Consider the following 22,168-nt stretch of genomic DNA (forward strand, 5'->3'; position numbering starts at 1 on the left):
GTAGGCCATACCGTAGGTTTCTTTATTTTTATGGTTGGGTAATAGCGTATTGCCCAATAATTACTAACCAAATATTTTTTAATTATGAGTGACCAAGACAAAAAAATTAGTTTAGACACTGCAAAAACATGGACTGCGCAATGGCGTTCGGAGGAGAGCGACTACAACAGCCACAACCAGTGTAATGCTTTTTTGATCCCTATACAGGATTTAAACGGTGTACTGGCAGAGATGGGCAATCCGGACGATAACTCCGATGCTTGCGTACGTGCCTATCTGGGTGTAGACCCAACCACCAACGAAGAAAAATTAATTATTGTAGGCACCGAGAAAGACCGTAGCGGAGTGTATCGGGATCTCCTGCCCAGCAACCCTAGTAATGCTGAGGGCAATGTAAATAGTGTTTGGGATTTTACCAAACGTTGTCCCCCACATTGTGATGACTCTAGTTCTTTAAATTAAGTATCAAACTTTGCTGAGCTTCTTTACCAATTTTTTGATACTGGTATCGGTAATACTACCGATACTATATTTTATAGGCTTTTCCAAATTTGGAAAAGCCTATAAGGTTTTTACACTATACCTGCTCTTTATTGCTATTGTCCAAGGATTATTGTTCTATTATGCTACTAGAAAGATAGATAATCTATTTTTATTCTCTTATTACTTTATAGGTCAGTTTTTATTGGTGTCACTGTTCTATTTCTTTTTACTGAAAAAGAAATGGATAGGCTGGCTTGTAGGAGCAGTGGTAGTAACCTTAATTGTCCAGTATGTTTTGAGCCCGGAGAGCTATGAATATTACAATGGTTTAGGGGTGAGCATTACACAAACGGTAATTGTGATTTATGCACTGTTTTACTACTTTAAATCTTTGTCTGGGAAAGCAACATTCTTATTGGTAAATACGGGCGTTCTTCTATATTTTTTAACGAGTTTATTGTTTTTTGCCTCTGGAAACTTAATATTGAGTTTAGGCTTAAGTAAAGAAATACAGTTACAGATAGGCCTTATAAATGAATTTGCCTACTTTATTTTTTTGATCTTAATATTTTTGGAATGGTACCGTAATTATCGTCCTAAAAAGGCATATTGACAGCTAGCTTTTTACATGCTGTTTCTCTCATACCAATGTCGTAAAATCGTATCTTCGCTATCATGCAATATACCCCGACAGACGAAATCCAAATTATCTCAATCCTGCTTATTGGTATCTCGCTATTGGTGTTGATGGGCATTGCCATTATCCTGTTTTTCTATTTTTCCCGAAAAAAAATAATTAAAACCGAACTGGAAAAAGCAAACCTGCAAATTGCCCACCAACAAGAAGTCCTGCAAGCCAGCCTGCAAACACAGGAGGCGGAACGAAAGCGTATTGCACAGGATCTTCACGACGATATAAGTAGTAAGCTCAACATTGTTTCCTTGAATGCCAATTTCCTGACAGACCAAAACATTACCCCACAAGAAGCCATTAAACTAGGAGGAAGCATCGCCAAGGTTACTGCTACTGTGCTGGAGAGTTCGCGCCGTATTGCCCACGAGCTTTTACCGCCTGCGTTGGAGAAATTTGGACTGGTACCCGCCTTGGAAGAGCTGTGCGATCAAGTGGAGGAATGTGGGACGCTTCAGGTAACATCACGTTTTCAATATGAGGAAGGGATTTTCAGCAAAGAAGAAGGATTGCACGTTTTTAGGATTGTACAGGAACTGGTAAACAACACCCTTAAATATGCTAAGGCAAAAACTATTTCAATAGCCTTGGTAGCTGAAAAAAACACAGTAACTTTACAGTATAAAGACAACGGAAAAGGTTTTGCACTGGAAGACGGTAAAAAAGTAAAGGGTTTGGGATTGAGCGGTATAGAGAACCGCGCGGCCATTCTCAATGCCACTGTAGAAATAGTTTCGGCTCCCGGTGAAGGCATGCAAGTTGTCTTGACAAAACAAACAAACTAGTATATATTTTGGATATCAATATTGTTATTGCAGACGATGAAGAATTGTTCCGCGTGGGCATTGCCCATATTTTTTCGCGAGAGCCCGGCATGGAAGTTATCTTTCAAGCTGAAAATGGACAAGAACTCTTAACGTATCTTGAATCCCAAGAAACCCTGCCCGATATCGTGATTACCGATATAAAGATGCCCGAAGTAAACGGCGTAGAGGCTACCAAACATATCACCACCCACTATCCCGAAGTAGGCGTTGTGGCCCTGAGCACCTACAACACCAAACCCTTTATTAAAAATATGATAGATGTGGGTGCCAATGCGTACTTGGTGAAAAATTCGACCCCGGCACAGGTAATACATACGGTGAAGCAGGTATTCCACAACGGGTTCTATTACGATAGGCACGTTATGGAGATACTCAACAAAAAATACCATGATACCCTAAAATCTCCCCACGATCCCGATTTCTTGACCGAACGTGAGCAGGAGGTACTGGAGTTGATATGCCAGCAACTCACTACTCCAGAAATTGCAAAAAAACTATTTATCAGCCCGCGAACCGTAGAAGTACACCGTAAAAATCTCTTAACAAAAACTGGAGTAAAAAACCTTGCGGGACTAGTGATTTTCGCCATAAAGCACAACCTTATCCCACCTATTGAAATCTCATAGTTAGCAATCGCTTATATTTACCTGTACGGCGAGTCCGCCCTCGCTTGTTTCTTTGTATTTGCTGGTCATATCCTTGGCGGTTTCCCACATGGTAGCAATAACTTTGTCCAAGGGGATCTTTACATCCTCAGGGTCTCTATCCAGTGCCATTTCACAAGCATTAATAGCCTTTATGGCTCCCATGGCATTACGTTCTATACACGGTATTTGTACCAAGCCGGCAATGGGGTCGCAAGTAAGTCCTAGGTGGTGCTCCATCGCAATTTCGGCGGCAATGAGTACCTGTGCGGGTGAACCACCCATCAATTCAGTTAGGGCACCAGCGGCCATGGCCGAGGATACTCCAATCTCTGCTTGGCATCCTCCCATTGCGGCACTTATGGTAGCGTTTTTCTTGAAAAGACTCCCAATTTCGCCCGCTACGAGCAGGAATTTCTTGATGTCGTCAAAATTACCGTCGTGGTTTTCAATCACCAGATAGTACATCAAAACTGCGGGAATCACCCCAGCACTGCCGTTGGTGGGAGCAGTAACCACTCTTCCTAACGATGCGTTTACTTCATTTACAGCTAGGGCAAAACAGCTTACCCATTTTAGGATTTGTCTAAACTTAACTTCGGTACCACGTATGGCGGCAATCCACTCAACAGCGTTGTTATAAGGGATATCTCCCTTTAGTTTCTCGTGGGTTTCAAAAGCACGGCGCTTTACGTTAAGCCCTCCTGGGAGCGTGCCCTCGGTGTGGCAACCCACATACATACTGTCCAGCATAACATCCCAAATGGCTTTCAATTTAGCATCAATCCTTTCAGGGTCCCGTAGGGAAAGTTCATTGGTGAGTACGAGTTCACTTATAGAAATATTTTCCTTGGTGCAATGTTCCAAAAGTTCCGAGGCAAGGGCAACACGGTAGGGAAAACTATTAAACTTTTCTTTTTGTCGCTTGGCACGGGCACGCTCCTTTTGTACCACAAAGCCCCCGCCTATGGAATAATAGGTATCCCTTGTTTTCTTCCCGTTGCGCAGTGTAGCTTCAAAAGTGATTCCGTTGGGATGGAAGTCCAGAAATTTTCGGTTGAACTTAATGTTCTCCTTAAAACTGAAGGGTATGTTTTTTTCATTGTTCAGTTTTAGTGTATTGGAAGCTTTTAGTGCTTCTATTTCGGGTTGTATACGCTCTATGTCACACGTTACAGGGTCTGTCCCCATAAGTCCCATGACCACGGCAATATCGGTCGCGTGCCCTTTCCCCGTAAGGGATAAAGAACCATATAGGTTTACCTGTACGGCTGCTACACTGGTAAATAGCTCGCGCTGCTGTAGTTTTTTAATCCACATATACGCTGCACGCCAGGGTCCCAATGTATGCGAGCTGGATGGTCCCACACCAATACTTAGCATATCAAAAACGCTGATACTTTCCATAGTTGAAATTTAAGGTAAACCTACTAATTTTTCAGTAGAAATATATCTCTAAATGATGAAATACACCTTATTCTTTAGCACATGACCATTTGCAGTTTGTCTCTGCGGATCGAAATATTTTATAATGGAAATAATCCTTTTTGTTGGAAATATTCCATACTTTTGAACTATGGAAATTTCATCATCTGGTAAACTGAAAAAAGCTGCATACCGCCACGCCCCCGAGGTGTCCAAACAAACCGGATTCCCTAGTGCAGCTACACATTATATGGAAACTCCCATAGACTTGCACAAGGAGTTGGCCATACACAAGGATGCCACGTTTTACGTACGAGTGGGTAGCGGTGCATGGGCAGAGTTCAACATTCTAAAAAATGATGTGTTGATCGTGGACAGATCGCTCTCACCCAATTTTGATGATTTGGCACTCGTGGTGCAAGATGGGGAGTTTAAAGTTGCCCGTATCGCTTTTGATAGGGAACAGGAGGAATGCACCCTCTGGGGCGTGATAACCTACATAATACACTACGCAAGATGATAGCAATGGTAGACTGTAACAGCTTTTACGCCTCCTGTGAGCAGGTGTTCCGCCCAGACCTTTGGGGGAAACCCGTAGTGGTGCTGAGTAATAATGATGGGTGCATTATCGCGGCCAATAAGGAAGCAAAAGCATTGACCCATATCCCTATGTTCGAGCCCTTGTTCAAGATTAAGGATGTTCTGGTAAAGAATAAGGTAGTTTTTTTTTCGTCTAACTACACTTTGTATGGAGAAATGTCGCAGCGGGTCATGAATATTTTGGGAGATTTTTCACCTTCAGTAGAGGTGTACAGTATAGACGAAGCGTTTGTAGATGTATCTGGTATTACTGAAGATTTGGAAACGTATGGAATGGCCATTAAAGACCAAATTTTTCAGTATACAGGACTTCCCGTAGGCGTAGGGATCGCTCCCACCAAGGTACTGGCAAAACTGGCCAACAAAATGGCGAAGAAAGTTCCCGGTACCCAGCACGTATTTGTAATAGATACCGAAAAAAAACGTATTAAAGCCCTACAATGGGCCAAGACCAAGGATGTGTGGGGTTTGGGAAAAAAGCATGTACAGCGTTTGGAAAAGGTAGGTGCGTACAGTGCCTACCAGTTTACACAGTTGCCGTTACAGTGGGTTCGTAAAGAGATGACGGTAGTAGGGGAGCGGTTGTGGCGCGAGTTGCGTGGCGAGTCGTGTTTGGAGTTTACCACCATGCCCAAACCCAAAAAGGGGATTGGTACGGCAAAATCGTTTGGGGTAAAGTTACCCGATCTAGAGCGAATTGAAGAAGCCTGCGCCTACTACATAAGCGAGGTCGCCGAAGTGTTGCGCGCGCAAAAATCCTGTGCTACCTATGTGCAGGTGTTCATCATTACCAATTTTCACAGCAATGTGGATAAACAGTATTCTGCCAGCAAGACGGTGACCATGCCCATTCCCACCAACGATACGTTTGCGCTTATCAAGGAAGCGCGAAAAGCACTCCAGCTTATCTACAAACCGGGGTATCGTTATAAAAAAGTAGGGGTAAACCTTACGGGGCTTATTCCGCAGGACTATGTGCAGGGCAATCTTTTTCTCTCTTCAAAACTGAACGACAAGAATTTGATACGCACCTTTGATATGTTGAACAATAAATTTGGGAAATCTACCGTGGCCTCTGCTATGATCGGGACCCGGGTGAATGAATGGGAACTCATTAAAAAAGAACGCAGCAAACGTATGACGACGCAGTGGAACGAATTATTGACTATTTCTTAGAAATCCTATAAAAAATTACCGAAGCGACGAACCCCACTGTCGAAAAACCAGCCAGCAACCAGAAAACATAGTGGTGGCCCGTTACGGTTTCAAAGTTGTCCAAGAAGTATCCTATCATAGGCCCTGCAAAAATATCTGGCGTATAGCCTATAAAGGAGATAATACCTACAGCGGTCCCAGTAAGTACCAAGGGGATGTTACCTTCCCTCATTACTGCGAAATACAGTACCCGTGCCGCATAAACACCCAGCGCAGTAATGATTATGGTCATGAAAAAGAGGCCATTAGTACCAGGGCCCAATAATCCAGACGCAAACAATACGGCACCCAAAATGGACAGTAAAAACCCGAAACAGAGATAGAGCGAGGGGCGGGAACGGTCGGCCAAGAAACCGATCACAACCCCTACCACGGGACGTATAAACAATAAGAAGGTACCTGTTTTTGCTGCATCAACTTCGGAGTATAGTAGTATTTCCCTGGCGTAGAGTGAAAATATATCGGTTATTTTATAGCCTACGTAGGCGCAGAGTATAATGATCATCAATAACCAAACGGCAGGTAATTTTAATACGGTTGTGATACTTTGTAGGGTGATTTTTTCTTTCAGGACTTTTTTTCCGGTACTATCAGATTTCAGAAAAAAGAAAACCGAGACCCCAATCAGCGCCACAACGGCCGAAGTAATATACACCACCATTGTAAAGGCATCCTTTTGTTGGAAGGTATTCAGCTCCACCGAACCATCTGGTATAAACCAAGAAAAAACAAGCACTCCCAACAGCCCGAACAAGGCACCCACCAAACCACGGCCACCGTCCAAAAAACCAAAGGCCTTTCCTTGGCTGGTATCGCCTCCCCAAATGCGGGTTGCTTTGATCATTGCCGCCCAAAACAGAAAGATAGTAGTAAACCCCCAATAGCCATAGAGAACCGTAAGGGTGGTTAAGGAAGGATTGTTTGCATATACCAACCCACCCGAAGCGGTTAGCACCAGTGCCGTCCCCATGAGTTTCCTGGGTGGGAACCTATCGGCCAGCGGGCCACCAACGAGGTAAGAGCCCAGCGCCACCAAGCCGTAGATGGAGAAGCAATAGCCTATCTCGGTATTGGTTATATCAAAAACTTCTAGAACAGTGGCCCTAAAGACCCGTGCCAATACAAAGGGAAGAATAAACGCTGCCTCTCCTGCTAGGATGAGCAGGATGATATATAATGGCGATTGTTTTACGGGTTTGGTAGGTTTCAAAAAAAAATATTCTTACGTAGCTGAAAAGGTAGGCGTTACATTTTAATCCTGAAACTTAATACTTGTATTTTCAATATAAAATATTATCCAACGTCCAATCCAAGCGCTTTTCCATCATTTTGAAATCACAGTCTGAAAAGAAAATCTCGTATACTTCCCTTCTAAAATCTATCAACTCCATATTCGAGTAGGTATGGGCGTGAATGTTGGTGTCTATTTTTTTGAGGCGCTCTTCTTCGGTGTCTTTTGAAAACTTTTCATACATTTTTTCAAAGGTATCTTTTGCAACTTTAGAGCGTATCATTTTTAGTTCTTCTTCAGTTTCATCGTTATCTGCATTTGCGCAGAGCAATAAGATATAGGTCTGTAGTTCGGTTTTTGTCCAGTTATTGTTTTTTGTAGCCATAACTTTATTTTTTTAGATTGATATATTATTTAGGTGAGTACTATAATGCCATAATAGCCTGCGGTAATAAAGAGCAATAGGAGCCCAAAGGCAAGAAACCAAATAGCCCGCTGTACATTTTTGAATTTCCACGCAGCAATTTTTGAAATGATGAAGATTTGTTCTCCCAATTGCCCAAAAAGTTTTTCTTCATCCAGGCTTATATTGTAGAATGTTTTTGAAAATTCCTTTATGTCGCCAAACTTCCGGATTACATCTCCGAAGAAAAATACATTGGGACTAAACTTTCCTTCAATCTTGGGTATAAAACACCGCACACAGAAAAACACCGAAATAGCCGTACAGCTCACCCAAAGCCCAATGCAAGTATACAAAATAGTATCTCCGGTTACGTTTTGTAGCACGGTTCCCGTAGCTTGGTATATAAAATTGAGCAAAATACCGTAAAATGAAAGTATGAGCCCAGCCTTTAACTCGCTTGCTTTAATCAGGCTAGTTACGTGTGCCATGCTCCCCCAATAATGGTCAACTAGTTCTTCGGTGTGCGATGGTGCTGTTTGTTGCTCTGGTAGCTTGACTGGTTTTTCTTCTGCTGAATCTTTATTTTCCATAATTTTTGAAGTATTAGGTACTAGGGATATGGTGTTGTATTTTCCATCTTTTACATCTACAAAGCAGCCTGTGGCAATGCCTTGCAGGAATTCCTGTAAACATTATTCAATTACTTTATAAATAGTCATTGGCTTTGCTTTATTTTTTAATGAAATTTCGCCCACTCTTTCACATTTAAAGGATTCTTTTACCTTTTCGTAACAATCTTCACTAATGATTATTTCGTTTTCCTTTGCGACATCTTGTAACCTCGCAGCGGTATTTACGGTGTCGCCAATAACAGTATAATCCAATCTTTTTAGACTTGCTGAACCTATGTTACCAGAAATCATTTCGCCACTTTTTATGCCTATGGAAACCTTGGGTTTAAATTGCGCTTGGTCGCCAACGGACGGGAGGTTGTTGATTTTTGCACATACCGCCAATGAGGCATCTATGGCGCGGTCCAAATGATACTCTCCTCGAAATACTGCCATGATAGCATCGCCAATAAACTTGTCTATAAAGCCATCCTGCGCCATGATTTCTTTAACCATCACATCAAAATAGGTGTTTATCATAGTCACTACAGTATCGGCTGGAGCACTTTCGCTTATGGCCGTAAACCCACATATATCAATAAAAACAACGGTTGCCTTGATGGTTTCGTTTGCTAGGATGGTAGATTCAAACTCCTTGTTACCCATAAAGTTGAGTACATTTTCGTCTACGTACATCTTTAGGATATTATTTTCCTTAATGGCTTGGAGGGTCTCCTTGAGGTGCCTGGCGTGCTTCAAGGTTTTTTCCATGGTAAGGGAAAGGTCCTCAAAATTGATGGGTTTTGTGATAAAATCGAAGGCACCACGGTTCATCGCCGTACGTATATTATCCATGTCACCATAGGCCGAGACAATAACCGATTTTATGAGCGGCTTCAATTCACTTAATTCTGAAAGTAGCGTGAGGCCGTCCATTTCTGGCATGTTTATATCGCTCATAACGATGTCTATTTCTGGCTCTATATTTAACTTTTCCAATGCTACTTTACCATTTTCAGCAAAGAAAAATTGATATTCCCCGCCGCGTATCTGTTTTCTGAATTTCTGTTTGATGAGCGTTTCCAGATCTGCCTCATCATCTACTACAAGTATCTTTGCCATAATTTTAGGTTTTTTTACAATCGACATAAGATTTAAAAAGCTTGCGCTTTTTTTGACCTAGGACGTAAGACTAAAAAATGTATTCTTATGTCGTTTACTGTCTTATGTCAAAATTGCGTAGCAATTTCGTCCTGCGTCAATTGTTATTCATTAATTTCTCCTTCAACACTTTAAAATCTACCGGTTTTGTTAAAAAATCGTCTGCACCCAAGCGCTTTGCCGTGTTATAATTTTCGCTATCACCGTACGCTGTTACCATCATTACGGTAGGGGGCGGGGCGGTGTACTTCTTTTTTATTTTTTCCAACAGCTCCAGTCCACTCATTCCGGGCATATTAATATCGGATAATATCAACACTGTTTCCTGCTTGTGCTGTTTTAAATAGGTAAGGGCCTCTTCTCCAGAAAAAGCAAAAGCAAAAGCTATATCCCCTTTTTTGATTTCTTTCCGGAAACGCTGTAAAAACAAATCCTTTACGTCTTTTTCGTCATCTACTACCAATATTTTCATATCACAGATTTTAATGGATTAAAGGATTTCACTGATGTTCGATTATTGTTTATCATAGTACATGTCTTTTAAATGTTAGGCTCCTTGAACCAAAATTGATTAGAAGTCCAACTTCTAGTTTATAAGCTTTGAGATAATTCAATACTTGTGCTAAATGGGCATCTTGTAATTCTAAAACTGCTTCTAATTCTACCAATACTTTTTCTTCCACAACAAAATCTGCTCTTCTTTTTCCTATTGGTTTTGGTATAACGTTTATAATAAATCTTATGTTCAATTTCTTGTTGAAAAGAAAGTCCAACTTCTGCTAACTCTAAAGCCAATGCTCGCTGATAAATAACTTCGGGGAAACCATTTCCTAAGAATGTATGTACCTGGAAGGAAGCGCCAGTTATTTTTCCCTTTATTTCGTTAAATTTTAAATTAGCCATTGTATTATATTTTTTTACGCATTTTATCCGTGCAATCCGTACAATCTTTACTTAATCCGAGTTTGGTAAAATAATTATGAATTCTGTGCCCTCACCTTCTTTCGATAGTACTTTTAATTCACCTCCGTGGGCTTTTACAATATCATAGCTCATAGAAAGCCCCAGCCCGGTTCCTTCTCCCGTTGGTTTTGTGGTGAAAAAGGGTTGGAAGATTTTATGGAGCATTTCTTTTGGAATGCCTTTTCCGTTGTCTTTTACTGAAATAATAACACTCCCCTTTGATGCCTTTTCCTCGTTAGTGACTCCCTTGCCTGATGCAGGTTCAAGAGAGGGAATTCTTTCCGTGGTCACTGATACAGTAGGCTTGAACTCTGAATTTACAGTTGAATTTTTGAGTTCATTTGTGGCATAAAAAGCGTTGGTGATCAAATTTAAGATCACCCTACCCATATCTTGCGGAATCACTTCTATCTTTCCAATAGTTTCATCAAAATTGGTTTCCAGCGTGGCGTTGAAACTTTTGTCTTTTGCCCGAAGACCGTGGTAGGCGAGGCGGAGGTATTCATCAGCCAGTTTGTTGATGTCCGTAGGCTCTTTCTGGACGGTGCTTTTTCGGCTGTGTTGGAGCATCCCTTTTACGATGCCGTCTGCGCGCTTGCCATGGTGGTTTATTTTTTCCAGGTTTTGTTTTAGGGCTGCGGCAATCAACTTGGTTTCGGCCATATCTCCCTTGTCAATTTCTTCGTTCATCTCTTCAATGAGTTCGTTGCTCACTTCAGAAAAATTATTTACGAAATTCAAAGGATTCTGAATTTCGTGTGCGATGCCCGCCGTGAGCTCACCCAGACTGGCCATTTTTTCAGATTGGATGAGCTGTGCCTGGGTTGCTTTAAGTTCGTCCAAAGAGTCCTTCAGCTTACTGTTGGATTGTTCCAGTGCTGTTTGTTTTTGTGCCAGTTCGGCATTTAAGGCTGCAAGTGCCTTCCTCTTTTTACGATTGTTTTTTATGGTGAAATACATCCCGAACAGTATAATGCCCAACAGGATGGCAATACCAATATACAGGAGTTGTGTTCTTCGCTGTTTGTCTATGGTTTCACTCTGTGCTACTATGGTTTCGTCCTTTTTGGAGGTTTCGTATTTTATTTGCAGTTCGGACTCTAATTGTGATATGGTTTGTTGTAGATTTTTGAAACGTTCACCCGAGAACAACCGTTCATATTTCAATGCTTCTTCAAATTCTCCCAGAGCGGCATACGTATCGGAGGCGTGCATATAATTTTCGAACAGATTTCGGTTTAAGCCACTACGCTTCATGATGTCAATGGCTTGGAGGGTGTAGGGGAGTGCCTCTTCATATTTTTCTTGCAATCTATACACGTGACCTATATTTCCTAAAGGGGCTATAAGCGCAGCTTCGTCATTGGCTTCCTTGGCAATATTGTAGCATTTTTGATATTCGGCAATCGCATCTTCGTAGCGCTTCATATACTTGTAAATATTGCCTCGAGTATTGTAATTAGGGGCCAATATATTTTGATCTTTTCCAGCTTCTTGCAATACGTTTATGGCCGTATTTATTTCAGAAAGTGCATCTTTATACTGCCCCAGGATTAAAAAATTGTCGGCTTTGTACCTATGGGCCAAAGCTAATTCTTCGGGCATGTTTAGGGGTTGAAGTATATCAATGGCTTTTTGGCAATAGTCAGCCCCTTCTTTGTATTTTTGTTGATAATACAGTAAATCGCATATCCGAGTGTAGGTTTTGGCGATTCCTGCTTGGTTTTCAAGCTTTTCAAATATCCCTAATGCTTTAAAATCTTCTTCCAATGCTTTGCCAAACGCACTGTTTTGTTTATAGGTATCTTCAAGGGTGAGATGTGTTTCGGCTTGTAGTACCTCCAGGCCCAACTTTTTATAAAGTTGGTTAGCTTTTTCAAGATAATAAACAGAGGAATCTATCTTACGGTTTCCTTGGTGCCAAGTGGCTAAGTTATGGTAAGAAGTTGCCAAAAGTTCCTCGCTGTTTTCTTGTTCTGAAAGCCTTACGGCACGTTGTGCATCACTGTATAACTGAACCGAATCTGTAATAGTTCCCTGTAATCTTTCTGAAACTGAAGTGACCAATGTTTCCAAAGAATTTTGAGAAACCCCTGAAAATGAAAACATACCAATCCAAAAAATACAGAGTAACCCCCTGTGTTTCTTTAGGGTCGTGTTTCTCAAAATATTTTGGATAGTCTTCATACTTCCTGTTTTATAGGGATTTCTATACTAAATTGAGTTCCCTTTCCTAGTTCGGTATCAACATGGAGGGTTCCGCCGTGCGCCTTCACAATATCATAACTCATACTCAAACCAAGTCCGGTGCCTTTTCCGGTGGGTTTTGTAGTAAAAAAAGGCTGGAATATCTTATCGAGTACGTCATTGGGGATTCCGTTGCCGTTGTCCTTTATTGAGATAATAACACCCTCTTTTAGTCCATTCCTTTGGATCGTGCCTCCCTCGTTGGATGCAGACTCGAAGGAAGAGTTATTTTGGGTTGAAACAGTAACCCTAGGTTGAAACTCCGAATTGTTCAAAGATTTCATTTTTTCGTTGACAGCGTAAAAGGCATTGGTGATCAAATTCAAAATAACCCGGCCCATATCCTGTGGGATGATGTTTATCTTCCCTATGCTCTCATCAAAATGTGTTTCCAGCGTGGCGTTGAAGGTTTTGTCCTTTGCGCGAAGGCCGTGATAGGCCAATCGCAAATACTCGTCTGTAAGTTTGTTGATGTCGGTAGGTTCTTTTTGTGCGGTGCTCCTTCGGCTGTGCTGGAGCATTCCTTTTACAATGCCGTCTGCCCGTTTGCCGTGGTGGTTTATTTTTTCTAGGTTCTGTTTTATGTCGTTGGCGATCAGTTTGGCTTCTTCAAGGTCGCCTTTTTCAATTTCTTCGTTCATTTCATCCATCAATTCATTGCTCACTTCGCTAAAGTTATTGACAAAATTCAACGGGTTTTGTATTTCGTGTGCGATACCAGCAGTAAGTTCACCAAGACTTGCCATCTTCTCGGCCTGTATTAGTTGTTGTTGGGTGGTTTGTAGCTCGTTCAATGCCTTTTCGGCACTTTTCTTTGCTTTTTGCAGGTTCGTTAAATACACCTGGGCCTGCACAATTTCCTCGTAACGCTTATAAGCAAAGGTGAATACGTTTCGGAAGCGTTCCAAAACCGCTTTTTTATCTTCATTTAAAACCCCAAAGTTTGAAATCCCAATCACACCATTCCCAAAGGAGTAGAGGTAATAGGACAGCAGATCTACTTTGCGTAACCTTGGGTCATCTTGTTCGCCATTGCGGATACGCATCTCGATGTATTCCTTTAAATCGTCTCCTTCAATAATTTCTTCATAAAAACCATCGGTGGTAGAAATTATTTTTCTGTATTGCTCTTCTAGGGTGGGGTCGTTTTTATAGGATAATAATACAATGGTGCCTCCCATTGCTTCAGAATAGTCGTAATCCCAAAAAGTCTCGTTATCGTCGTTATGAACATCGATAATGGTGTTCCTGATTTCAGAAAAACCTAGCTCTTGCAATTGCTCGAAAAGGATCTTGGCAATGTCCAGCATATCATCACGTTTTTGCATGCTCAACGCCACGGACCGCACCTTTTCCAATGAGGCCTCCAATTGTACCTCTTGCATCTGGTATTCGGCTTTTGCAAGTTCACTGTACCTATTATAGGCAAAGGTGAACACGTTACGGAAACGGTCGAGGACGGCCTTTTGATTTTCGTTTAGCTTACCAAAGTTTGAAATACCAATGGCTCCGTTCCCAAAGGCATACAGAATATATGATACGCTCGTAGCAGCCTCTAAACGCGGGTCATCCGCCTCGCCATTTTTCTTACGCATGTTGATAAGGTCCTGCAGTTGTTGCCCTTGTAGTACCATTTCTGAATACCCATCGGTAGTCTTGGCGATATCCTGTAATTGTTCTTTTAAGGTTGGGTCATCGTCATACGCCATTTGTGTCACGGTGCCGCCCATCAAGTCTGAATAGTCGTAATCCATGAATGTTTCCGTCTCTTCGTCGTTGATGTCTATGAGGGCATTGCGAATATCCTTGAACCCCAGTACTTGTAATTGTTCGTAAAGTACTTGGGCAATATCCAGCATTTCGTCGGACCTTTTGAGGCTGAGGGCCACGTTTCGTATTTTCTCCAAGGAGGACTCTATTTTTGCCTCCCAAGCCTGTGCCTCAGCTTTTTGAAGGTCGAGAAAGCGGGTGTAGGTCTGGTTAAATACTTTCCCGAAGCGATATAGAATGTCAAGGCTTTCATCGGACAAAGGTGCATCGCCTACGGTTTGTAAGCCTCCGAATGGACTAAACACAAAAGAGGCAACATATTTATCCAATGCACGATTTGCATCTTGCACCTCTTTTGGAAACCGACGAAACTCGGTCTCTGTAAATAGATAATCATCATATATTTCTTTTTCTTCACCCTCCATTACATATACAAACTTGGGTGTTTGAGCTTTCCATTCCCGCATCATGGCATGATGAAATGGATAGTCTTCAAACTTCATATAGTAAGATTCTGGTGCTTTGCCTTCTTCTGGGTTGGCTGCCCAAACCGTATTTGATAGGTCAGCTTCGTTGTAAATATTGATGATGCAAAAGGTTAACGAAAAGTCTAACTTTGTTAGCTCATTTAGCAATGTTGCTACCAAATCTGACAATTCGTTTGAGCTTTGCATGGCCATAGCTTTGGCTCTTAAGCGCTCAAGACCCAATTCTATCTCTGATTCTCTTGCTTGTGCCTCGGCTTTTTGAAGGTCGAGGAAGCGGGTGTAGGTTTGCTCGAAGACTTTTCCGAAGCGTTTAAAGATGTCGTGCGCTTCTGATACTTCCCCATAGGTGATAAAAAGTAAAAAACCCTCATTGAACCTTACCAGATGGTTGTACTGTTGCGTAGGCAAGTCCAGTCCTACATTTTCAAATTGTTCAAAAGTGCTTTTAAGCTCAGGAAGCGATTTCATGTACTCGTAATGTTCAACCAGATCTTTTCCATCTTGACCATAAACAAAGAAGTCCTCATTATTTATAATGGCCTTATACCATGGTTCTAAACTTTTATGCGCTGTGAGTGGTAAGACAAATGGACTTTGTAATTCGCCCTCACTGCTCATGATGCAGGTGCTCGATTTTTTATCGTCTGATAAAATGTTGTAACCACAGCTCCAGGCCGGAATACCTAATTTTTGGACTTCCGTAAACAGTAGATTCGCAGCCTCAGGTAATTCATCACTATGTTGCATAGCCATAGTACGTGAGCGCACTTTTTCGAGCGCGTGTTCAATTTTAGCTTCCCTTGCTTGTGCCTCTGCTTTTTGAAGGTCTAAAAAACGTTGATGTGCAAGATCGAATGCTTTCGCAAACTTTACCAGCATATCCATATCTTCTTGTGGGGGATTTTTAACTACACCCGGTAAGCTGAATCCTATCTCGCCATGGGCGGTGCGCGCCATCACAAATGTGAGTCCACCAATCTTTTTAATGTCTTCTTGAGTTGGCGCCTGGGGGTCTATTTGTTTAAAATTACCCAGCGTAATCATCTTGTCCACATACGCTATGGCGGCTTTGGTAACCATGGGATAGATTAAAATGGGGTCATCACTTTTTTCCCAATCGGCCACCAGCGGGATATCACCGTGGATGTGCCGTGGCAATTCCATTACAAAGCCAATTTTGGTACCGTCGCCAGAGGTCATGGCTTTTTCGTAGGTTTTTTCAAGCCACATCATATGCCAAAAATATTGTGCTTCGTGCCCCAATCTTGTAAACTCGTTACGCATGGTAACTACAATATCCAATAGGTCACTGGGTTCTCTCATGGCCACGGCCTGTGCACGAATGCGCTCCAGTGCGCTTTCTACTTTCAATTCCCTATTTTTCTCTTCCAGCTCTTTGGTGCGGCGCTGTATGGCCTCCCTCAATTGTAAGTTTTCGGCGCTTATTTGTTCAAACCCTATGGTCTGGCCTTCCTGTGCCTTGCTGTCCGGGGTAGAGTAGTGCTGGTACACAAACCTCCATTCTCCTTCTTTTTGCTGAAGTATATTGGTAAAGCGAAAGCGTTCATAAAAATTCCATTCTTCGCCATTCAAGAACCAAGCATCGAACAAATGGGTAATGAAGATGAGTTCGCCAAATTTTTCAACAATTTTAGTCTCGTTGCGCAACTGGGACTTTCCAGAGAGTTGCTCGGCGGTGGCTCCAAAAAAAGTGGTGGTATCCTGTCGGTTTAGAAACTCTTCGTTTGCGGTGGAACCAATAAAATGAAAAGCGTCATCGAAATAGGAATCGTAGGTTTTAACGTCCCCATTTAGGTAGCTGTGCAACCAGATATCATAGGCATGGAGGACTTCTTTCTCTACGTTTTTAGCGAGATTCATAATTGGTTGGTTAACAAGTGTTAAGATAGTAGTTTTTTGTTAAAAAAAGTATACGTAAATACACGTATAGATTGCGTGTCCAAGAATCAATGGCTCATGGTACCTGCAGGGTTTTCTAACGCTATGTTTATAAGTTGGATTATGGATTGAATCTCGTCATGTAAATTTCTTCGATAGCCCAAAGCCTCGTTCGTAAGGACTGTCTTTATCCCCATAAGGTTTCGGACTTTTGGTGATTCCATAATGGCTATGTAATCATTTTTTGGTCCTAGGGTGATGTTGTAGTTGGGGAGCTTGAATTTTAATAAGTGCAGGAAGTTCACATCCTGTACACAAATCTCGTCGATCCTTATTTGGTGAACGTTCATCCTATCTAAAATAAGCCTTTCCAGGTTGATGATATTTGCATCCAAAACACTTAACCTGTCTCTGATTTCATTATTTTTTATGATAGCAATCTTTCCAGCGTTCTTTAAATCTGAGTACGTATTTATCACCGGTACTTGGATCTCAAAATCCCAAAAAGCTTTATTGAAATACGCTGTGGTTTTGGTCTCGTCTTTGAGTACTGTAACAATTGAATCTTTATGCAAGATGGTTTCGAGGATGTCCAGATAATGTTGCTCGCTGGTAATATATTCCTGCGAAAAATTTTCAGCAGCTTGCAGGTCCTCGAGCAAAATGGCCAGGGTAGCTTTTTCTGCGGCTCTCTCTTTTCTTCCTTCGTTCCAATTGTTTATCTGCAGTGCAATGAGAATCCCGATGACCACAAGGATAATCTCACCAATGGCGTAGAGGAGGTACTTAGAAAAACGATTTTCTCGAATGAGTCGTTGGCGTATATGACGGAAAAACTTAATCATTAACCACTATGTTTATTTCTTGAATTAATTCCTCACCTATTGCTATCAATTGTTCGTAATACGTAATATTTGTAGTCTGCACAGCACCTCTAGTAACTGTAGACCTGAATGTTTCGTCTATAAAAGCCGCTTTTAGGTTTCTCTGTAAACCAATATCTAAATCTTCAAAGTTTATTTTGGTTTGAGACTGATAAATAGGGGTCAATTCGGCCATATCAAATTTTGATGTCCATAAGACTTCCATATTTTCTACATACCCAATAAAGTTTGCTTCTTCAAGTAAATTTTTGTTCAATATCGCATTATAACTATCTATTAGATTGTCTATTCTAGTACCGGTGATTTTACCGAGGTACGATGAATTTTTTAAAGCCTCGTAACCACTTTGGTTGGGTGTAAAATAGAATTCTATAAAAACCCCTGCCGCACCCATATTTGTGTACAGATCGAACTCATCGTTCTGAAAATCTAGAAATGCCTTTTTGCAGGCTTCATTAATTTCTTGTCTTCTTGTCTTTATAACTTTTAGATTCTTAATGTCCTGTGCTATGTTATTGCTTATTTTCGCTAAATAGTGATGCAGTTCGTTTTTTTCTTTTTTGGCGTCGTTCCAAGTGTTTATTTCAAGTGCAATTAAAATTCCAATAACCACAAGTACAATTTCCCCTATGGCGTAGAGCAGGTACTTGCTGAACTTACTTTCAGCAACTAATCTCTGACGGATTTTTCTAAAAAATTTAATCATCAGTCTCTTTATGTATTTTTTGTTGTATGGATACCCCTACGTTTTCAAGCTTGCTATATAAATCGATCAAGTAATTTGCACCTCTATTTCTTGAATTTGTAGCAACGAAGCTCGGGTATCTCATCAGCTTATCCAACGCTTGCTTTTGTTGCTCATTAAGTAGCTCTGCACTTGCAAATTGTCTCCTAAACATGTTCAGCTGCTGCATCACATTGTTTTTGTACATATCATATTGCATGGCTTCCATGAGTTTATTGAGTTCTGTCTCTTCATCTTCCAATTTCTCAACAAGGCTGTAATATTCAAACAGTTCTTGCTCAATAGGCTGTCCTTGTATTCGTGATAAGTAGCCAGAATTTTTTAGGGATTCAAAACCACTTACATCTGCTTTAAAACTTTCCTTGAGTATCGGTGAATATCTAAGATATGTAGTAAAATACCCAGAAGCAGATTTGGGGTCTATTCTTTCTTTTTTAAGCAATGCCATAAAATAAGCGGAACCTACTATAGAGCTATCTCTGAACGCCCTAATAGCAATGAGGTTTTTTCGGTCAGACTTAATGTTTTCAGCAATGTTGTTTAAATAACCGTTTAAGGTTTTTGTCTCTTGTGCTTTGGTGTTCCAGTTATTAATCTGTAGTGCAATGAGAATCCCAATGACCACAAGGATGATCTCGCCAATGGCGTAGAGTAGATACTTGCTGAATTTGTTTTCAGAAAGTAAACGTTGTCTTATCCTTCGGAAGAATTTTAGCATTATTTTAGTTTCTTTTATCTATTTCTATTCGAATATTATCTTGAAGTGATTTTGCCGCTTCAACAGCTTCTGAATACCTGCCAAGAATAAAGAATGTCCACCCCGAATTATAACGCAGCGCCTCCTTAAAAGCATGGTTTTCTGCCAATTCTTGAATTTCTACCACGGGAGATGCACTTTCAAAAGGTACTGCTGTTTTGAAGTTTGCCATTAACAGCGGTTCTAGCTTGTTAGAATAAAACCTGGCGTGGTCATCTTCCAATTCTCCCATCCATTGATATTTAATCCCGTACAGCTGCATAATTTCTTCGCGGAGGGTGTCATTTTGTATCATTTCAAAACCAATCGATTTTAGATTATCGTAGGCAGAAGTGCTTTCGATAAAATAGGGGTTCGAACCTAGATTTGCGTATGTATATGCGAGTGTATCGGGAACTTTATCTGGATTTTTCAAAGCTTCCAATACGGTCCTATTTGCATTCAACCTAATATTATAAAACGCGATATTAAAAGCCATGTCATCCAAGTCTGACTGTAAATTCTTCAACATCACGTTCAGTATATTCAATTCGGTCTCAGATAGTGCTTTCTCTTCATTCCAGTTATTAATCTGCAATGCGATCAATATCCCAATCACCACAAGAATGATTTCGCCAATAGCGTAGAGAAGATATTTACTGAACTTACTTTCAGCAACTAATCGTTGGCGGATATGGCGGAAGAATTTTATCATCTTAAATTTTCTAATTCATCATTGATTAGCGCAGTGCATTCTAGTATGTTTTTCTCTAATTGCCTATAGTTTTTAAGCATATAGACTCTTAGGTCTTCATTCATTACAATGGCATTTTTGAATTCTACATCATTTTTAAGTGTCTCAAAATTGATTGGTTTTCCTAACTGTTCGCCAGCTTTGGCATTATTATCTTTTTTTCTGACCTCAATTCTGCTTAAAACAGTTGGCATTACAATCTGATATTGCATAGCATGGTCATCTTGAATTTCAAAGTCAATTACATTTTGGTAATAGAAAGAATAGAGTTTTGTAATTGCTTTTCTTAAATTGTCATTAGTAACTATTTCTAACCCCTTAGATTTTAACGTTTCATAGGCACTATAGTTAACCACAGATCTTGTTGTATAAAGTAAGCTCCCATAATAGACATCTAATGAATCTGAATATGTAACATTGTGATCAAGACTATTTAAAACAATTCGACTTGCATTAAGCCTTGTTTCATTAAAATCTATATTAAATTTTACATCTTCTAAATCTGCTTTTAAATTATTGGCAATTTCATTGAGATACTTTATTTGTACCTCCTTGGTTTGCATGTCGGTATTCCAGTTGTTAAACTGTAACGCAATCAGAATCCCAATGACCACAAGGATGATCTCGCCAATGGCGTAGAGTAGATACTTGCTGAACTTACTTTCAGCAACTAAGCGTTTTCGTATATTTCTAAAGAGTTTAATCATCCTGCAATTCTTTATCAATAAGTTTAATGATGGAAACGATATCTTTACGAAGGGCTTCACTCTGTATTTTTGCAAACATGGAACTGGAAATAACTGTCGATAATTGATCTGCGAGTTTAGGATTGGCAAGAAATGCCTTTACATCAAAAGGATGTTTCGATTGGCCAAAATCTTTGGTAGTGGTATTATTTTTGTCCAATAACAGTGTTTGTACCACATCAAGTTTGTTCCATTTTGCGGCATTTAAATCCCTAACGGGATAATTCTCATATAAAAAGGGCATGTAAGTGTTTCGTAATATGAAAATCCATGCCACCTCTTCTTCAGTAACCTGTACAAGATCACTAGGCCATTTTGAAAGTTTACTTCTTAATTCTAAATTTTGGATAAGGTATAATCTTCCCCCGCTTATAAGATCATTTGTAATTGGATCGAACGTTGGTGATACCGAGGAACGTGCTAAATATATAGCCACAGAATCGAGGTTGCTAAGATTGGGGTTGTCGTGGTATTTTAAGAGGGTTGTTCCTGAGTGGATCATTGCTGTACGCATCGATATTTTTTCATCCAGCTGTTCTAGATTTGCTTTAAATTCTTCCTTAAGTTGCTTTAATGTATTTAATTCCTGGGTCTTTAGCTCGTTTTTTTCTTTCCAACTATTTAAAGAAAGGGCAATCAAAATCCCAATAACCACAAGGATAATTTCTCCTATGGCGTAGAGTAGGTATTTGCTGATACGGTTTTCTCGAATGAGTCGTTGACGGATTTGGCGGAAGAATTTTATCATCTTTAATTTTTTCTATTCATCTATTTCTCGTTCTATTATTTTGAGAATATTTAATATTCTGTTTCGTAACGTTTCAGATTGAAGATTTGTAATTTGATGTGTAGTAATAACCGTACTAACTATACCTTCCAGCTCGACATCTTGAAGTACTTTTTGCAAATCTAAATCTTTCTTTGTGGGCTCTATTGTTAATGTTGAACTCGCTTCTTTGTCCAGTGCTTCAGTAGGTGTATATCCATCTTTCCATAAATTGTTGTGCATATTTCTTGAGATCCCCAATCGATTGTAACACGGAATAATAATTTCGGTTCTAAATTTTTGGAATTCCAGTTCCATTTCTTGCACTTGATATACTTCTGAAGACCAGTTTGATAAGAACCTGACCAAAGTATCGTTTTTTATGAGCCGAAGATTTCCTGATCCAATTATGTCATTTTTAATTGGGTCAAAGGTTGGATCTCTAAATATTTCACCCAAATGTGTATAAAACTTAGACTCATTAACAGATTCTGGATTATCAATCTGATTGAGCAAAAAATGACAAGCCTGTAAACCTTCGTTTCTCATCAAAATTTTCTCATCTAATTGATGTAAATTACTTTGGTACTCGCTTTGTAATTGTTTTAAGATTAAATTTTCTCTTGCTGAATCCTTCCTGGATTCATTCCAATTATTAATCTGTAATGCAATGAGAATCCCAATCACCACAAGAATGATCTCACCTATGGCGTAGAGCAGGTATTTTGAAAACTTGCTCTCTGAAAGTAGGCGTTTACGGATATGGCGGAAGAATTTAATCATTGGTTAATGTTTTTGCCTTTGCGCTCGCCCTCAATCCCTGAAGGGATGTCCACGCTCAATTGGGCATTAATAATACTTTTAATGGTTTCATAA

At 40.3% G+C, this 22,168-nt stretch carries 22 protein-coding genes and 1 pseudogene; 6 read left to right on the forward strand and 17 right to left on the reverse strand.

Annotation, left to right across the window (positions count from 1 at the left end; genetic code table 11):
- Positions 1 to 84 precede the first annotated feature (84 nt).
- From C8D94_RS07015 to C8D94_RS07030, 4 genes are all read left to right on the forward strand, one after another.
- A complete protein-coding gene (locus tag C8D94_RS07015) occupies positions 85 to 462 on the forward strand; it encodes a hypothetical protein (protein WP_115123227.1) in 378 nt (125 codons plus the stop codon).
- 10 nt (positions 463 to 472) lie between these two features.
- Positions 473 to 1,096: a hypothetical protein gene (locus C8D94_RS07020; RefSeq protein ID WP_115123228.1), complete on the forward strand. Its 624-nt coding sequence runs from the start codon at positions 473 to 475 to the stop codon at positions 1,094 to 1,096.
- Positions 1,097 to 1,158: 62 nt separating this feature from the next.
- Positions 1,159 to 1,959, forward strand: a complete 801-nt coding sequence (locus C8D94_RS07025; protein WP_115123229.1) for a sensor histidine kinase — start codon at positions 1,159 to 1,161, stop codon at positions 1,957 to 1,959.
- 8 nt (positions 1,960 to 1,967) lie between these two features.
- Positions 1,968 to 2,627 (forward strand): response regulator transcription factor, encoded by a 660-nt coding sequence (locus C8D94_RS07030; protein ID WP_245946226.1) that lies wholly within the window; start codon positions 1,968 to 1,970, stop codon positions 2,625 to 2,627.
- On the opposite strand, the gene C8D94_RS07035 is transcribed toward C8D94_RS07030, so the two are convergent.
- Entirely contained in the window at positions 2,628 to 4,052 is a 1,425-nt protein-coding gene (locus C8D94_RS07035; RefSeq protein WP_115123230.1) for an L-serine ammonia-lyase, read from the reverse strand.
- 169 nt (positions 4,053 to 4,221) lie between these two features.
- Between C8D94_RS07035 and C8D94_RS07040 the strand changes: the two genes are divergently transcribed.
- Together C8D94_RS07040 and C8D94_RS07045 are read left to right on the forward strand one after the other, a co-directional pair.
- Positions 4,222 to 4,590, forward strand: coding sequence for a S24 family peptidase (locus tag C8D94_RS07040; protein WP_115123231.1), 369 nt, complete (start codon positions 4,222 to 4,224; stop codon positions 4,588 to 4,590).
- The gene (locus tag C8D94_RS07045) at positions 4,587 to 5,846 is read left to right on the forward strand and encodes a Y-family DNA polymerase (RefSeq protein WP_115123232.1); all 1,260 of its coding nucleotides are present in this window, start codon (positions 4,587 to 4,589) and stop codon (positions 5,844 to 5,846) included. Before C8D94_RS07040 ends, C8D94_RS07045 begins: the two co-directional genes overlap by 4 nt.
- On the opposite strand, the gene C8D94_RS07050 is transcribed toward C8D94_RS07045, so the two are convergent.
- From C8D94_RS07050 to C8D94_RS07120, 16 genes and pseudogenes are all read right to left on the reverse strand, one after another.
- The gene (locus tag C8D94_RS07050) at positions 5,836 to 7,095 is read right to left on the reverse strand and encodes an MFS transporter (RefSeq protein WP_115123233.1); all 1,260 of its coding nucleotides are present in this window, start codon (positions 7,093 to 7,095) and stop codon (positions 5,836 to 5,838) included. The genes C8D94_RS07045 and C8D94_RS07050 overlap by 11 nt on opposite strands.
- A 70-nt stretch (positions 7,096 to 7,165) precedes the next feature.
- Complete coding sequence (locus C8D94_RS07055; protein WP_115123234.1) at positions 7,166 to 7,501, reverse strand: hypothetical protein; 336 nt, start codon at positions 7,499 to 7,501, stop codon at positions 7,166 to 7,168.
- Positions 7,502 to 7,530: 29 nt separating this feature from the next.
- Positions 7,531 to 8,112, reverse strand: coding sequence for a Pycsar system effector family protein (locus C8D94_RS07060; RefSeq protein ID WP_245946227.1), 582 nt, complete (start codon positions 8,110 to 8,112; stop codon positions 7,531 to 7,533).
- Positions 8,113 to 8,214: 102 nt separating this feature from the next.
- Entirely contained in the window at positions 8,215 to 9,255 is a 1,041-nt protein-coding gene (locus tag C8D94_RS07065; RefSeq protein WP_211308902.1) for an adenylate/guanylate cyclase domain-containing response regulator, read from the reverse strand.
- A gap of 136 nt (positions 9,256 to 9,391) precedes the next feature.
- Entirely contained in the window at positions 9,392 to 9,766 is a 375-nt protein-coding gene (locus C8D94_RS07070; protein ID WP_115123235.1) for a response regulator, read from the reverse strand.
- 52 nt (positions 9,767 to 9,818) lie between these two features.
- Positions 9,819 to 9,977 carry a GxxExxY protein gene (locus C8D94_RS15565; RefSeq protein ID WP_394340210.1) on the reverse strand — a complete coding sequence of 53 codons (159 nt, stop codon included), beginning with the start codon at positions 9,975 to 9,977 and terminating at the stop codon, positions 9,819 to 9,821.
- A gap of 94 nt (positions 9,978 to 10,071) precedes the next feature.
- Positions 10,072 to 10,197, reverse strand: a pseudogene (locus C8D94_RS15570) (GxxExxY protein); the annotation flags it as partial.
- Between the two features lie 51 nt (positions 10,198 to 10,248).
- Entirely contained in the window at positions 10,249 to 12,444 is a 2,196-nt protein-coding gene (locus C8D94_RS15280) for a tetratricopeptide repeat-containing sensor histidine kinase (RefSeq protein ID WP_170134735.1), read from the reverse strand.
- Positions 12,441 to 16,643: an ATP-binding protein gene (locus tag C8D94_RS07085; RefSeq protein ID WP_115123236.1), complete on the reverse strand. Its 4,203-nt coding sequence runs from the start codon at positions 16,641 to 16,643 to the stop codon at positions 12,441 to 12,443. The genes C8D94_RS15280 and C8D94_RS07085 overlap by 4 nt, the downstream gene beginning before the upstream one ends.
- 86 nt (positions 16,644 to 16,729) lie before the next feature.
- Positions 16,730 to 17,506 carry a DUF6090 family protein gene (locus tag C8D94_RS07090; RefSeq protein ID WP_115123237.1) on the reverse strand — a complete coding sequence of 259 codons (777 nt, stop codon included), beginning with the start codon at positions 17,504 to 17,506 and terminating at the stop codon, positions 16,730 to 16,732.
- Positions 17,499 to 18,251, reverse strand: a complete 753-nt coding sequence (locus C8D94_RS07095; protein WP_115123238.1) for a DUF6090 family protein — start codon at positions 18,249 to 18,251, stop codon at positions 17,499 to 17,501. The genes C8D94_RS07090 and C8D94_RS07095 overlap by 8 nt, the downstream gene beginning before the upstream one ends.
- Positions 18,244 to 19,008, reverse strand: a complete 765-nt coding sequence (locus C8D94_RS07100) for a DUF6090 family protein (protein WP_115123239.1) — start codon at positions 19,006 to 19,008, stop codon at positions 18,244 to 18,246. The genes C8D94_RS07095 and C8D94_RS07100 overlap by 8 nt, the downstream gene beginning before the upstream one ends.
- Before the next feature lie 4 nt (positions 19,009 to 19,012).
- Entirely contained in the window at positions 19,013 to 19,741 is a 729-nt protein-coding gene (locus C8D94_RS07105; protein ID WP_115123240.1) for a DUF6090 family protein, read from the reverse strand.
- Complete coding sequence (locus C8D94_RS07110) at positions 19,738 to 20,487, reverse strand: DUF6090 family protein (protein ID WP_115123241.1); 750 nt, start codon at positions 20,485 to 20,487, stop codon at positions 19,738 to 19,740. Before C8D94_RS07110 ends, C8D94_RS07105 begins: the two co-directional genes overlap by 4 nt.
- The gene (locus C8D94_RS07115; protein ID WP_115123242.1) at positions 20,480 to 21,274 is read right to left on the reverse strand and encodes a DUF6090 family protein; all 795 of its coding nucleotides are present in this window, start codon (positions 21,272 to 21,274) and stop codon (positions 20,480 to 20,482) included. Before C8D94_RS07115 ends, C8D94_RS07110 begins: the two co-directional genes overlap by 8 nt.
- Positions 21,275 to 21,286: 12 nt before the next feature.
- The gene (locus C8D94_RS07120; protein ID WP_115123243.1) at positions 21,287 to 22,075 is read right to left on the reverse strand and encodes a DUF6090 family protein; all 789 of its coding nucleotides are present in this window, start codon (positions 22,073 to 22,075) and stop codon (positions 21,287 to 21,289) included.
- Positions 22,076 to 22,168: the final 93 nt, after the last annotated feature.

The sequence above is a fragment of the Marinirhabdus gelatinilytica genome, from assembly GCF_003353425.1.
Classification (GTDB): domain Bacteria; phylum Bacteroidota; class Bacteroidia; order Flavobacteriales; family Flavobacteriaceae; genus Marinirhabdus; species Marinirhabdus gelatinilytica.